We start from the raw sequence: 14314 nt of genomic DNA, 5'->3' as shown, positions 1-14314 counted from the left end.
CCCTAAAAGCGGCTAGTTTTTCTATCTAACTAAAAATTCCCGGATAGGAGTTACTGTTGTCTGAATATTATAATTCTGATTCTTTGAGCTTTCAGTAACGCGAAAGGCAATGGTAATACTAGAATTATTTATGGAAAATATTGGTGTAATATCAGTTTGCTTAACAATATTGATATTTTTAGCCCATACTCCCGTTTGACCGGGAACTAGTTCAGCATCAGCGGCAGTATAGCCTGGAACACGGTATAGCTGACGGCTGGTTTTATCGATATAATAAATGTATCTAGCTGCGGTATCTGCTTCCGGGGCAAAACTTATTGCTTCATTGGTATTGGCACTATTGTGAGTAGCATAATTGTAATTGCTACCATACCGCAAATCATTAGCCATCGTTTCCATAACCAGATTGGCTGTTTGTTGTACATCATAGCGGCGATCTCCGTAAAACCAAAAATTAGTTAAGGAGAAAAAAACGCCGGCAAGCGCAGTCATCAATATGGTGGTCAGCATAAGCCAGACCATTATTTCAATCAAGCTAAATCCGTCTTGTGAAGGACCGAGCTTTAGCATAGAAATACCCCTCTCCTAATTGCAACATAGCTAGTTTACTTCTTAGAAAACAAAGTGGTAAATGGTATAATATGAGATTTGTTTTGTTTAGTCCAACTCACTGTTACTGTTAATTCAATCAGGTTTTCAGCCACATCAGTACTGTCCTTTGGCGTATACTCACTGGCGTGAGTAGTAACATTAAATGTTACAGCAGAGTTCGTGCGGTCCTTTTCATCCCCTTGCCAGGGTATATCTTTGGACAGATCTAAGCCAGCCCACTCATTAGCAGTGTATTTTTTCTTCAATAACTCAAACTGCCTTTGAGCTAGATTGGCTGCAAATGTGTAATCGGCAGAGGTTGTAGCTGATTTGTTAACTTGAATAAATAGGCCGCCAATTGCAACGATTGCGACGGAGATTATAACAATGGCCACCAGTATATCAACCATTAAAAAGCCTTTCTGGCAACGTATGTTTTGCATAAGCATGCACTCCTAAAAAAGTAGTATGTACCTTCATTCTAATTCCCGAATATACAATATCAGACAGGCTAAGATTAACTAATTATACCATATGCGTCCATAATATAATATATCGGTAAACAGTCTAACAGGCCCGTTAGACTGTTGTTTTTTTGTTAATTTTTATTATCATTCGTAAACAAAAATTAACATCCCAAGGCAGGAGTGCCTATCCAGCTGTCGAATAGGAATGGGTATCTAATTTTTTCTTTTGGAGGTATGAGCAGGTTGGCAAGCAAGAAGAAAAAAGCAATTATCATTGTATTAGTTGTTGCACTGGTCTTGTCTGGAATTGTTGGCTACCGGATTTATAGTAATATGCAGGCAGGTAAAGAACGGGCCGGACGAGTATCACAGGGGCAGGCTGTAGCTGTCGAAGTTGCAGCCGTAACCAAAAGGGATGTTACACCTGTTTTGACCTTCTCCTCCAGTCTGGAACCGGTATGGAGCGCCGATATTTCTGGTAAAGTTGACGGTCGCATCGACCGTCTGACTGTTGATGAAGGCGATGCCGTTTCTGCTGGCATGACAATAGCTGTGCTGGATATGGGGGAACTTTCCGCCCAGGTCATTCAGGCCGAAGGGAGCCTATTCCAGGCTAGAGCTAATATGGAGCAGGCAGAACTTGATTTCAGACGGATGGAGCCACTCGCCAAACAGGGGGCTGTATCAGCGCAAACTCTTGACTCGGCCAGGACTAAGCGGGATTTGGCTGCCGGCCAAGTCAGGGCGGCTGAAGGCGCTCTGGCTCTTTATGATAGTAAGTTAACAGGGGCCAATATAACAGCGCCACGGGGTGGTGTGGTATCCAAGCGCTACCTTCAATCTGGTTATTATGCCAAAGCCGGGTCTCCGATTGTGACCGTGGCTGATATTAGCACTTTATTGGCTAAAGCCACTGTCGGTGAAGCTGAGATTGCTCAGCTTCAATCAGGCGCTGCTGTTAAAGTCAAAGTTGATGCCCTGGGCAGTCAGGAGTTTACTGGGACTATCACTCGGCTATCGCCGGTAGCGACCATGCCTTCGCGTACATTTACTGCCGAAATCTCAGTCCCTAATCAGCAGAATATCTTGAAGGCAGGTATGTTTGCTAAAGTCGAAGTTCTTGCCCAAAATCATCTCCAGGCGATCGTTGTTCCTGAAACGGCACTGGTTATGCGGGAAGATATTAAAACAGTGTATGTGCTTGCCGCTGATAATAAAGTACAGCAGCGTGCCCTTAAGCTAGGGTATGTTGGTGGGGGCTGGGCCGAGGTCCTTGACGGCGTTAAGGAAGGCGAAAGAATTGTTATCGCCGGACAAAACAAACTGAGAGACGGTTCGACAGTCCGACTGGGAGCGCCTGGGGAGGCTGGCAAGTAAATGATTGACGTTTTTATAAAACGACCGGTATTTACCACCATGCTGGTAATGCTGCTGGTGGTCTTCGGTCTTAATGCTTATCCAAGTCTTGGTATTGACCTTTATCCAGATGTTGAGTACCCTCTCGTTTTAGTAAATGTTACCTATACAGGCGCTTCACCAGAAGAGATGGAGAGCCTTATTACCAAACCCATTGAAGATGCTGTCAGTTCGGTCGCAGGCATTAAAACACTATCCTCTGTATCGCGGGAGGGCGTATCCCAGACTACAATTGAGTTTGAGTTGGGGACAAACCCTAAGATGGTGGCCAACGATGTGCGAGAAAAGGTGGCTGGTGTTCGCAGACGGCTGCCAGAACAGATTGATGAACCGGTAGTACAGCGGTATGATATTACCGCACAGTCAATTCTTACCTTTAGCCTGGCATCAGATACCAGGCAGCGGGGCGAGATCCGCAAGATTGCGGAAGATGTTGTAAAAGACCAAATTCAGCAATTGGAAGGGGTAGCTGAGGTCAGTGTATATGGTGCTGCCCAAAGGGAGATTCAGGTACTAGTCGACCCGCGGAAGCTTGAAGCCTATGGCCTTACACCGCAACAGCTGCTGGATGCAGTTAATAACAACAATGTCAATACTCCGGGCGGACGGGTTACGGAAAAAGGCATTGAACTGACAGTAAGAACCATTAGTAAATATGAGAGTGTCGATGATATTAGAAACATCATTGTTCTCAACCAGCAGGGGCGGTTGGTGCGGCTTTATGAGGTAGCCAATGTACAAGATACCTGGGGCGAAGAACGGACTTATGCCGCAACAAACGGTGTACCTAGCGTAGTTGTGTCAATCCAAAAGCAGTCAGGTACCAACACAGTTGGTGTAGCTGAAAAAGTAAAACAGGCGATGCAGCATTTGGAGCAGAACGTTCTGCCGCCTGATATTAAGGTGACCAAGGTACGGGATAACGCTGTTTACATTAGAAACAGTGTTGAAGATGTAATGATGTCCATGGTATTCGGCGGCTTATTGGCAGTAGCCATTACCTTCCTATTCCTGCGCAATACCAGGGCAACAATAATTGGTGCTATTGCTATTCCTACATCGGTAATATCCACCTTCGTTTTAATGAAGGTTATGAATTTTACCCTTAACAACATGTCTTTGATGGGGCTGAGTTTGGCGGTAGGCATTCTCATTGACGATGCCATCGTTATTGTCGAAAACATTTTTAGGCACATGGAGCAAGGAAAAAGCCCGATGGAGGCGGCGCGTGAAGGAACTAAGGAAATCTCACTGGCCGTTATGGCGACAACCTTCTCAATTCTTGCCGTATTTGTGCCTGTTGGCAGCATGGGCGAGATCATTGGCCAGTTTTTTAAGCAATTTGGTTTGACAATAGCCTTTGCAGTAGCCTTCTCGCTGTTCGTAGCCTTTACACTTACCCCTATGCTGTCAGCTTACTGGCTCAAGGCCGGTCATGATTCATCAGGCCGCAGGGTGCGTTGGCTGGAGGCCCTGCTTGACAAGTGGGAACAGGGTTTTGAAACCCTCCGGGAAAACTACCGGCAGATATTGTATTGGGCTTTGCAGCGGCCGAAGAAGCTTGTGGCACTGGCCATATTATCGCTGTTCCTCAATGCCTTGTTGATGCCTTTCCTGGGATCAGAGTTTCAGCCTACATATGACTCGGGTGAATTCAGTATTAACATGATGGCACCGGCAGGAACATCCATTGAGCGCAATAAAGAGCTGGTAGCTCAGGTTGAAAAAGAAGTTATGACTATCCCCGAGCTTGAATCGGCTTATCTGGTTGTTGGTACCAATCGTCAGGTATACCGTTCGATGATTGGTATACGGTTAGTAGAGTCAGGTAACCGTTCTCGTTCCATGATGCAGATTATGGATGCACTTCGTGTGAAGTTTCGTAATGTAAAAGGTCTAAAAGTATCTGTATCGACAGGTCAGAGCCAGGGGAGAGGCGATTCCCGTCCGGTTCAGGTGGCCTTACGCGGGCCGGAACTGGACTCGCTAAATATGTACGCCAGTACGCTGGCAGAGAAGATCAAACAAATTCCCGGCACTACCGATGTTGACATATCAAGTGAGCAGTCCGAACCTGAGGTACAGGTGAAATTTGACCAGGCCCGGCTGGGTGACGTTGGGCTGGATGCGACTACAGCCGGTAAGGCTGTGCAGATTGCTTTTCTCGGCTCAACTGCTAAAAATCAATATAATGTAGCTGATAGCGATTACGATATCCGCGTTCAGCTTAAACAGGAAAACCGTCTAAGCATCGAGGATGTGGCAAACCTTCGTGTTAGCAGCAAAAATGGCTTTATCCGTCTAGGTGACATTGCTGAGGTCAAGCTTTCTTCTGGTCCAACTCAAATTGACCGTGAAGACCGCCAACGCCAGGTCATTGTCTATGCCAACGCTGTAGGCACCTCTCCTGGAGAAGTAATTGCCAAAGTTAAAGAACTTGTTCCTGGGCTTAACCTCCCTATGGGGTATACGCATAAGTTGGTAGGTCAAGCTCAGATGATGGAAAACTCATTTAAAGAGATTGCTAAGGCGCTGGTGCTAGCCGTCATCCTTATTTATATGGTGCTGGCAGCCGAATTTGAAAGCTTTATTCACCCCTTAACCATCATGCTTTCATTGCCATTCTCGCTGCTTGGGGCAGTACTTGGTCTGTTGGTATCAGGAAATACTATTAACATTATGTCACTGATTGGTGTGATCATGTTGATGGGGCTGGTAACCAAAAATGCTATCCTGCTGGTGGATTATACCAATCAGCTGCGAGAGCAGGGTACGCCAATTATTGATGCGCTGGTTGAGGCTGGCTCTGTGCGGCTCCGGCCAATATTGATGACGACTATGGCCATGATTTTCGGTATGATGCCTATTGCTTTAGGTATTGGCGCTGGGGCTGAACTCCGTTCATCTATGGGAGTTGCGCTGATCGGTGGGTTAATAACATCAACCTTCCTGACGCTCATCATTATCCCGCTTGTCTATCTTCTCATTGATAAGTTGCAAAATTATTTTAGGACGGCTAAACCCGATATAGCAGGAAGAAACCCTGGCGTTTAACGCCAGGGTTTCCTGTCCTGTAAGAAAGTTAACTTTCCGTCTGGATAAGGGCAACATCGACTTACGCTGTCGCCAAAGGCTCGGCGCAAGCCGTGTTTTCTTTACTAGGCTAGCTGCCAGCCTTCAATCACTAGTCTTTTAAACCAGAAAAAGCGGCTCAGCTCAACGGTCAGCGGTATCTCGGGCAGATCATGGGGGATATATACCATGATGCCCTGGATTTCTTCAAGGGTATAATTTTGTGGGTCACGCGGTTGGCCCAGGCGTACAGCCGGGCTTTCTCTTAAATCAATTCAGCAGCTAATGACCTGGAAGAGTTCAAGATATATCGGTTTGCCGCGTGATTTGATATATTCTAGGGCTTGATTAGTTATTGAAAGCATTGCCATAGAACATGCCTCCTTGATTTTCTTTTTTCCATTATTCGTTACGAAAGACAGGTTATCCTGCTGGAGGAGTCTACCATAAATAAGCGAATTCTGGTAAAATATATAATGATTGTACTAATCAATGCAGGTAAGTAAAAAGGAGCTGTTGACATGAAACAGAAAGTCTTTGTTTCGGGGATTATTCCTCAGATTGCGGCCGATATGCTGTCTAAACAATTCGAAGTAATAATGCATAACGACCTCCGCCTTTTAAGTAAGCAGGAGATTACTGACGGCTTAGCAGGTAAAGATGCCCTGCTTTGCTTACTTTCTGACAGCATTGATGCTGATATTATTAACTCTAACCCAAATTTAAAGATCATTGCCAACTATGGTGCTGGCTTCAATAATATTGATGTGACTACAGCCACAGCCCGGAAAATTCCTGTGACCAACACTCCTAAGGTTTCAACTAATGCTACTGCCGATCTGACCTGGGGTCTTATTCTGGCGATTGCCCGCCGTATTGTTGAAGGCGATAAGACAACTCGGGCCGGCAAGTTCACTGGATGGGCACCCCTTTACCACCTAGGGGTCGAAGTAACTGGTAAGACACTGGGGATTGTCGGTATGGGGAACATTGGCAAAGCAGTAGCTAAACGTGCCCAAGGTTTTGACATGCGGATTATTTACAATACCCGTACCCGATTAAGTCCTGAGGTAGAACAAACGATGGGTCTTGAATTTATGCCGCTAGAAGATGTAATCAAGCAAGCAGATTTCCTGACTTTCCATCAAAGTTATAACCCTTCAATGAAGCATATGATTGGTGCTAAAGAACTGGCGAGCATGAAGTCCACAGCATTTCTTATCAATGCGGCCCGTGGTCCGCTAATTGATGAAGCTGCTCTACTGGAAGCTCTCAGACACAAGATAATTGCCGGTGCCGCACTTGACGTATATGAATTTGAGCCTAAAGTAACTGCTGGTCTTGAAACGCTTGACAATGTAGTTCTGGCGCCCCATCTTGGTAATGCTACCATTGAGACGCGGAACGCCATGGCCGAGATTGCTGCTAACAATATTATTGCCGTTCTTACCGGTAACAAACCGCTCACCTGCGTCAATCCGGATATCTATCAATAACTATCATAACAAAAGCACTATAGCTGCCGCTGAGGTATCTAAGAAATTAGCTCGGCGGCAGCTTTTCTTTATCCTTGAGTGACATAATATTTGGAAACTGAATAGGATATATTGTAGTGTCTTAGACGCGCCGCCTTGGGGGTGATGCCGCTGTTTAACCAGATGGAAGAGCTAAATAATTTATTGACATTAATGAGGTTACAAAACAACTATATTCATGAGCTGAATAAACTAATATATGCTGCTGTTTCCGATATGACGCTGGCGAACAATCATCAATTTAGTGAATTTGTTAATCATTTTTCGGAATTTGCCCATTATCACTTTAGCAGTGAGGGCTATAGCCAGGCCGCGCAGCTAGTTCAAGCGTACCATTATATATTATTGGAACGATTGCTTGATGGTCAGGTATTAGCTGCTGCAGAGCAAATGGAGCTAGCCATCGGGCATCTGGAGATGGCTGCCCGTGAGATGCAAGTTAGGTTCTCACCGCAGATTATGTTATTAACTCAAGGGATTTTGCTAATGGAAGAAACTCAGTTAAAGATTATTGAGACATTGGAAGCATTTTTGGAAAGTGCTCATCCTGCTCCCCAGTTGCAAAACTAAAAAAAAGTTAACCCAAAACAGGAGTTTGACTGTTCATATTGAATTCATATAAAGACATAATGCCGATTGAGGACATTATGTCTTTATGTTGTCAAATGGCGAGATTGTTCTGGTGATCTTTGATACAATTTGGAGGATGACGCAATGACTCAATTACAAGACAAAGTGAATAATCTTAATAATATTCTTTTATCATTGGGAAGTGTAGCTATTGCCTATTCGGGCGGTGTAGATAGTACTTTTTTAGCTGCAGCTGCTTATCGAGCACTTGGCGATAAGGCTGTGGCTGTGACGGCCTGTTCTGAGTCGTCACCGTCATGGGAAAATAATGAGGCGCAGGCTATTGCGCAAGCCATCGGTATAAAGCATATAGTATTAACTGCTGGCGAGATGAATAATGCCGACTTTGTTGCCAATACGTCCCAGAGGTGTTATTATTGCAAAAAGGAACGTTTTTCAGCATTGGTTGCCTGGGCCGGGGCGCAAGGTTACGGCTTAGTGGCAGAAGGAACAAACGCTGATGATCTGAAGGACTTTCGGCCCGGGATGAAGGCCATTGCTGAGTTGCCCAAAGTAAAAAGCCCTTTGTTTGCCGCTGGCTTTACCAAAGCTGAGATTAGAGCCGTATCACGGGAATGGGGGCTGCCTACCTGGGACAAGCCCAGCGCTGCCTGCCTGGTATCCCGCCTAAGCTATGGTTTGCCGATTACTCCCGTACGGTTAAAGCAAGTGGAAGCGGCCGAGGAATTGGTGCGCAGGTATTGTTCAGGTCAGATACGGGTTCGACATCATGATTCTTTGGCCAGAATTGAGGTGCAGCCTGAAGCTATGCCGTTTTTGACTAGGCCGGAGGTTTTGCCGAGCATAGTAGCAGGGTTAAAGGAACTCGGTTTTACATATATTGCGCTTGATCTGAGTGGATATCGCACAGGCAGTATGAATGAGACGCTAGACGAGGTGTAGAAGTGGATATTGATTATGTAAGCAGCCTGCTGAAGGAATTCAAGGCAGGCGGTATGTCATTGGAAGAGGCGCTAGATAAACTTAAAACATTGCCTTATGAAGATTTGGAATTTGCTAAGCTTGACCATCACCGAATGCTTAGGCAGGGCTTTGCCGAAGTAGTGTTTTGCCAGGGGAAAACGGTGGAGCAGGTACTTGCTATTATGAACAGGCTTGCTGAGTATAATCGCAGTATTTTAGCGACAAGGGCCACCAGAGAAATGTATGAGGCAGTAAGAAGTGCTGTGCCTGATGCTCAGTATCACGAATTAGCCCGGCTAATCACCGTTGAACGCCAAAAACCTGCAGTAGACAATGAACGCTTTATTCTGGTTATGAGCGCTGGTACGAGTGATATTCCGGTGGCTGAGGAGGCTGCCATTACTGCTGAAATTATGGGCAATGAAGTAAAACGGGTGTATGATGTCGGCGTGGCTGGCATTCATCGTTTACTCGGTCAACGGCAGTTAATTGAGCAGGCTAATGTTCTTGTTGTAGTAGCTGGTATGGAAGGGGCGTTAGCCAGTGTAGTCGGCGGCATGGCGGCAAAACCTGTTATTGCTGTACCGACAAGTATTGGTTATGGTGCGAATTTTGGCGGCCTTGCCGCGCTATTAAGCATGCTCAACAGCTGTGCGGCCGGAGTGGGTGTTGTGAATATTGACAACGGTTTTGGTGCAGGGCGGCTGGCCAGTATTATTAATCATATGAGGTGATGCGGATTATGGCTGAGAAATGTAAAGCGATTTATCTTGACTGTTTTGCTGGCATTAGTGGCAACATGCTGCTTGGTGCTTTAGTAGATATTGGAGCCCCTGAGGAACTGCTTCGGGCCGAACTGGCAAAACTGCCGGTGACTGGTTATGAGCTGACGATAGCAAGAGTGGATAAGGGGGGGATCAGTGCACTATATCTGGATGTTCAGGTGGATGAGCACGGACACCATCATCGCAATTTGGCTGATATAATGGCCATTATTGATGGTTCGACGCTTACTCCTGCTGTTAAGGAAACCAGTAAGCAGATATTTACCCGCTTGGCTGAGGCTGAGGCCAAAGTTCATGGTGTATCAATCAATGAAATACACTTCCATGAGGTGGGCGCCGTTGATTCCATTGTTGATATTATTGGAATAGCCTGGGCGCTTGATTATTTAAGTGTTAAGCAGATTTATGCTTCGCGGCTTCATGTCGGCAGCGGTTTTGTCAAGTGCGCTCATGGGCTTATCCCCGTGCCAGCACCAGCTACGGCCGAACTATTACGCGGTATTCCTTTTTACCAGGGAGATATTGCCAAAGAGTTGGTAACCCCGACTGGGGCGGTTGTGCTGGCAACTCTGGGTAATAGCTATGGCCAGATGCCTGAAGGCTTTATTAGCTGTCAGGTCGGCTATGGCGCCGGAACTTGGGAATTGGACATTCCCAATGTGCTGCGGCTATATCTGGGAGAAATCCCGGCAGATGCCATACAAGGACCGATAGAGGGGCAGGATGATGAGTCCTACTTGGTGGTTGAAGCCAATATTGATGACCAAAACCCTGAACTTTACAGCTATATAATGGATAAACTTTTTGCTGCAGGTGCGCTTGATGTTTGGCTGACACCCATTATCATGAAAAAAGGTCGGCCAGCGACTAAATTATCAGCACTATTCACTGAGGACTGTCAGGCAAAAATTGCCGAGATTATTTTAGAAGAGACAACGTCAATCGGCATGCGGTTCTACCCTGTAACAAGGGCCATGGCTAACCGCGAGTTTATGATTGTGGGACTCCCCTGGGGGGATGTAAAAGTAAAAATTAGTTCATACCAGGGTAAGATATGTAATGTGGCGCCCGAATATGAAGACTGTCGCAAAATAGCCGAAGAGTTGGGCCTGCCGCTCAAGGTTGTCCAACATTTAGCATTAAAAGAAGCCATGTCATTTTGTTAGAGGTATTTGAATGGATATATTAAGCGCAAGGTTGGCTGTTTTATCTGAACGTTTTGCTCAGGCTGGTCTAAAAATAACTGTAGATAAGCCAATTAATTACGGCAGGCAGCTAAAAGTCTCTGACGGCCAAGCGACTGTAACGGTTAATATTTACAGCGGCAAGAAAGGCATCAGTGTTGTCGTAGGTGGCTCTCAGTCACCGTTCAAAACGGCAGTTGAGGCTATCACCCAGGGACAAGTACCAGCGGCTGTAGGCGCGGCTACAGAAAAGTCAGACGTGATTGCCGGACGTCCACCAGGCTTTGAATATGTAAAAGATTTTGATAATAAATGGATTGGTCTTGATGAGTCAGGCAAGGGCGACTTTTTTGGTCCACTGGTTGTGGCTGCTGTGCTTGTTGATGAGCAGGCAGCCCGCAGACTTACATCTGGCGGTGTGAAAGACAGTAAAGCGCTATCTGATGTTAAAAATCGAGCATTGGCTGAGCGCATCCGCGAGGAATGTGCTGGAAGATTTGTGGAACTAGAGTGGACACCAGTCGATTACAATGAGATGTATAGCCAATTTAGTGATGCAGGGAGAAACCTAAATCATCTTTTGGCTTATTCACACGCTCGGGCGCTTGAGAGTCTTCTGATCAAAGAACCGGCTCGCTTTGCTTTAGCTGACCAGTTCGCACATGAACGTTTTATCCAAGCCGAGCTTATGGAACAAGGCCGGACGATTACTCTGGTGCAAATGCACAAGGCAGAACGCAATGTTGCTGTTGCTGCTGCCTCTATTTTGGCTCGGGACCGTTTTTTAGGAAGTATGGCAGCACTTGCGGCTCAGTTCGGCATCACCTTTCCTAAGGGCGCAGTCAATGTTGTGCCTGTTGCCCGCGATTTTGTTTGTAAGTATGGAAAAGATGCGTTAAAGCAAGTTTGTAAGCTCCATTTTAAGACTTTTGAACAGATATAAGTAATTTGGAAATTTTTTTGCAGGAAAAATCGAAATCATGTAAAATTATATTGTTAATATTGTAACTTTTTCGCTAATAGTCAGCTGGTTCTAATGAGCGGGGAGGGAATAAGATGACTAAGTACCGGATTAAGCCGTATCCTATTAGCGATGTAGAAGCTGGCATGGAAATTGGACGAATGGTTCTGACCCAGGATGATAGAGTTATTTTAAGTGAAGGCACTATTCTCTCAGACAGTATGATTGAAGGGTTAAAGTTCTGGGATATTAGTACTGTATTTATTAAAGAGCGGCTATCAGCAGAGCCTGAAGTCGACTTTTCTATTCCCGAAACTGCTCATCAAAAAAAGTTTTATGCTGGTTATGAAGATACTGTCAGCTTATTGAAAGAATCCTTTACCAAGCTTCGTTTTTTTAAAGAAGTGCCACTTACTACCATGCGTGAATTAACAAATGATTCGATTGAACCGCTTATTAACTCAATTGGTGTAATTAATCATATGCATATGGTGCGTCGACAGGATGACTATACCTTTCACCACTCAGTAAATGTTGCTGTTATTTGCGGAGTGCTAGGTAAATGGCTTAGCTATTCTGGGGAAGAATTAAAGGATTTAGTATTGGCGGGGTTGCTGCATGATGTCGGCAAGACTCAGATTCCACTTGAAATACTAAATAAGCCTGGAAAGCTTACACCTGAAGAGATGGAGATAATGCGTCTTCACACAATTCGAGGGTATCATTTGATTCGCGGCACGCCAAATGTCTCAAAGGGAGTCATTTACGGAGTACTCCAGCATCACGAGCGTTATGACGGTAGTGGTTATCCATTTGGTGTTTCGGCTGATAAAATTCATAATTATGCTAAAATTATTGCGATTGCTGACATATATGATGCTATGACGTCTGACCGTGTTTATCATCGCAAAGTCTCACCTTTTGCCGTTGTTGAAATGATTGTTGAAGAAATGTTCAACAAGCTTGACCCGGCTATTGGTACTGTTTTTTTAAACAATGTCCGTGACTATTTTGTTGGCAATATCGTTGAATTAAGTGACGGCCGACATGCTGAAGTTATTTTCTTAGGACAATTTATGGCTTCGAGGCCGACCGTTGTGACTCAAGACAAAGAATATATTGACTTGGAATGCAATAAGAGCCTGAGTATTGTTAATGTTATCAGGGCTTAATGTAAAATAAATACAGGATAAGGGGATCGCTTATGAATAGAAAGGCTGTTGTACTGCTGTCGGGGGGATTAGACTCGACTGTATGTATGGCTGTCGCCAACAGTGAGGGGTATGAACTGCTGCCAATCAGCTTTAACTACCACCAGCGGCATAGCAGGGAGCTTGTGGCTGCTGCCAGTGTAGCTCAGCATTATAAGATCGACCGTCATTTAGTCATTGAGACTAATATGGAGGCTATTGGTGGCAGTGCGCTGACAGATGCTAGCCTTGCTGTCCCAACAGGGCAGATCGGCGCTGTTGGGGTACCGGTTACTTATGTACCTGCCAGAAACCTGATTTTTCTAAGCTATGCGCTGGGCTATGCTGAGGTCACTGGGGCCGACCGGGTGTATATAGGTGTTAATGCGCTTGATTACTCGGGTTATCCTGATTGCCGGCCTGAATTTATTGCCTTGTTCCAGCAGTTAGCCGATTATTCTACTAAAGCGGCTGTTGAAGATGGCCGGAAAATTATAATTGAGACGCCACTGATAAATCTAACCAAAAAGGATATTGTGCTGTTAGGGGATAGGCTGGGTGCGCCGCTTCACCTGACAACAAGTTGTTATCAGGGCACAGATGAGGCTTGCGGGCAATGTGACAGTTGTCTTCTGCGGCTTAAGGGCTTTGCCGAGGCAGGTCTCCCTGATCCTATTTTGTATCGTACTAGGAGTGATTAACATGACGCAAACGACTCAAGGGCGCAACAGCATTAAAGATGTCCAAAACAGCTGCGACGAGCGCGGTATTGCTATTCAAAAGGTTGGGGTCAGTGACGTTCATTTGCCGTTTTTAATAAAAACTAAAAGCGGTTCCTTTCAGACAGTGCTGGCTAAAATTAAACTTACTGTCGATTTGCCCCAGGAATTTAAAGGTACGCATATGAGCCGGTTTATTGAAATCCTTAGTGATTGGAGTCAAAAACCGGTATCATACCGGGAAGTTGAATACATGCTAACAGATACAATTGATCGCTTACATGCCCAGAGAGCCCATATTGATATTGATTTTAAATATTTTATCGAAAAAACGGCTCCGGTAAGCGGTTTCAAAAGTATGTTAGACTATGATTGTATGTTTTCGGCTAGCTTAGTCAGGGGCGAACATCTAGATTTTATGTTTGGTATTACTGTGCCGTTTACTTCTCTGTGTCCTTGTAGTAAAGAAATATCTCAGTATGGGGCACATAATCAACGGGGCATTATGCGGGTGAAGATTAAACATCAGCCAGGCGGATTTATCTGGATTGAAGATTTGGCAGAATTAATGGAGCAGCAGGGTAGCTGTCAGGTCTATCCTCTTTTAAAACGTGCCGATGAGAAATATGTCACTGAGAAGGCATATGAAAATCCTAAGTTTGTTGAAGATGTGCTGAGGGATTTGGTACTAACCTTACGTCAAATAGACAGTGTCCAATGGTTTGAAGTTGAGTGTGAGAACTATGAGTCCATTCATAACCATAGCGCTTATGCCTCGCATATAGAGACGATTGCTAGGTAAACTAAATAGAGCGGCGCCGAACTATTCAATGAGAATAG

The 14314-nt window shown here is 45.2% G+C and carries 14 protein-coding genes; 11 read left to right on the top strand and 3 right to left on the bottom strand.

Features of this window, described 5'->3' with window-relative positions:
• Positions 1–21 precede the first annotated feature (21 nt).
• On the bottom strand, positions 22–570 hold the full coding sequence (locus B9A22_RS19995; protein WP_084577709.1) for a PilW family protein: 549 nt from the start codon (positions 568–570) through the stop codon (positions 22–24).
• 35 nt (positions 571–605) lie between these two features.
• On the bottom strand, positions 606–1034 hold the full coding sequence (locus tag B9A22_RS19990; protein ID WP_084577708.1) for a type IV pilus modification PilV family protein: 429 nt from the start codon (positions 1032–1034) through the stop codon (positions 606–608).
• A gap of 258 nt (positions 1035–1292) precedes the next feature.
• On the opposite strand from B9A22_RS19990, the gene B9A22_RS19985 reads away from it, so the two are divergent.
• The gene (locus B9A22_RS19985) at positions 1293–2435 is read left to right on the top strand and encodes an efflux RND transporter periplasmic adaptor subunit (protein ID WP_245824073.1); all 1143 of its coding nucleotides are present in this window, start codon (positions 1293–1295) and stop codon (positions 2433–2435) included.
• Entirely contained in the window at positions 2436–5528 is a 3093-nt protein-coding gene (locus tag B9A22_RS19980) for an efflux RND transporter permease subunit (protein ID WP_084577706.1), read from the top strand.
• Positions 5529–5632: 104 nt separating this feature from the next.
• Here B9A22_RS19980 and B9A22_RS26595 read toward each other — a convergent pair whose 3' ends face one another.
• Complete coding sequence (locus B9A22_RS26595) at positions 5633–5821, bottom strand: CC/Se motif family (seleno)protein (protein WP_371361023.1); 189 nt, start codon at positions 5819–5821, stop codon at positions 5633–5635.
• A 246-nt stretch (positions 5822–6067) separates the two neighbouring features.
• On the opposite strand from B9A22_RS26595, the gene B9A22_RS19975 reads away from it, so the two are divergent.
• From B9A22_RS19975 to folE2, 9 genes are all read left to right on the top strand, one after another.
• Complete coding sequence (locus B9A22_RS19975; RefSeq protein WP_084577705.1) at positions 6068–7042, top strand: 2-hydroxyacid dehydrogenase family protein; 975 nt, start codon at positions 6068–6070, stop codon at positions 7040–7042.
• 141 nt (positions 7043–7183) lie between these two features.
• The gene (locus B9A22_RS19970; RefSeq protein WP_176215620.1) at positions 7184–7651 is read left to right on the top strand and encodes a hypothetical protein; all 468 of its coding nucleotides are present in this window, start codon (positions 7184–7186) and stop codon (positions 7649–7651) included.
• Positions 7652–7795: 144 nt separating this feature from the next.
• The gene (gene larE, locus B9A22_RS19965) at positions 7796–8614 is read left to right on the top strand and encodes an ATP-dependent sacrificial sulfur transferase LarE (protein WP_084577703.1); all 819 of its coding nucleotides are present in this window, start codon (positions 7796–7798) and stop codon (positions 8612–8614) included.
• Positions 8615–8616: 2 nt separating this feature from the next.
• A complete protein-coding gene (gene larB, locus B9A22_RS19960; RefSeq protein ID WP_084577702.1) occupies positions 8617–9369 on the top strand; it encodes a nickel pincer cofactor biosynthesis protein LarB in 753 nt (250 codons plus the stop codon).
• Between the two features lie 8 nt (positions 9370–9377).
• Complete coding sequence (gene larC / locus B9A22_RS19955; RefSeq protein WP_084577738.1) at positions 9378–10586, top strand: nickel pincer cofactor biosynthesis protein LarC; 1209 nt, start codon at positions 9378–9380, stop codon at positions 10584–10586.
• Positions 10587–10596: 10 nt separating this feature from the next.
• Positions 10597–11547, top strand: a complete 951-nt coding sequence (gene rnhC / locus B9A22_RS19950; protein ID WP_084577701.1) for a ribonuclease HIII — start codon at positions 10597–10599, stop codon at positions 11545–11547.
• 113 nt (positions 11548–11660) lie between these two features.
• Positions 11661–12737 carry an HD-GYP domain-containing protein gene (locus B9A22_RS19945; RefSeq protein WP_084577700.1) on the top strand — a complete coding sequence of 359 codons (1077 nt, stop codon included), beginning with the start codon at positions 11661–11663 and terminating at the stop codon, positions 12735–12737.
• Positions 12738–12769: 32 nt separating this feature from the next.
• Positions 12770–13456 carry a 7-cyano-7-deazaguanine synthase QueC gene (queC, locus tag B9A22_RS19940; protein ID WP_084577699.1) on the top strand — a complete coding sequence of 229 codons (687 nt, stop codon included), beginning with the start codon at positions 12770–12772 and terminating at the stop codon, positions 13454–13456.
• A 31-nt stretch (positions 13457–13487) separates the two neighbouring features.
• Positions 13488–14276: a GTP cyclohydrolase FolE2 gene (folE2, locus tag B9A22_RS19935; RefSeq protein WP_084577737.1), complete on the top strand. Its 789-nt coding sequence runs from the start codon at positions 13488–13490 to the stop codon at positions 14274–14276.
• The last annotated feature ends 38 nt before the right edge of the window (positions 14277–14314 follow it).

It is taken from the genome of Sporomusa malonica, assembly GCF_900176355.1.
Lineage (GTDB): Bacteria > Bacillota > Negativicutes > Sporomusales > Sporomusaceae > Sporomusa > Sporomusa malonica.
The sequence above is the reverse complement of the archived record's forward strand: the minus strand, read 5'-3'. Positions and strand labels throughout refer to the sequence as shown.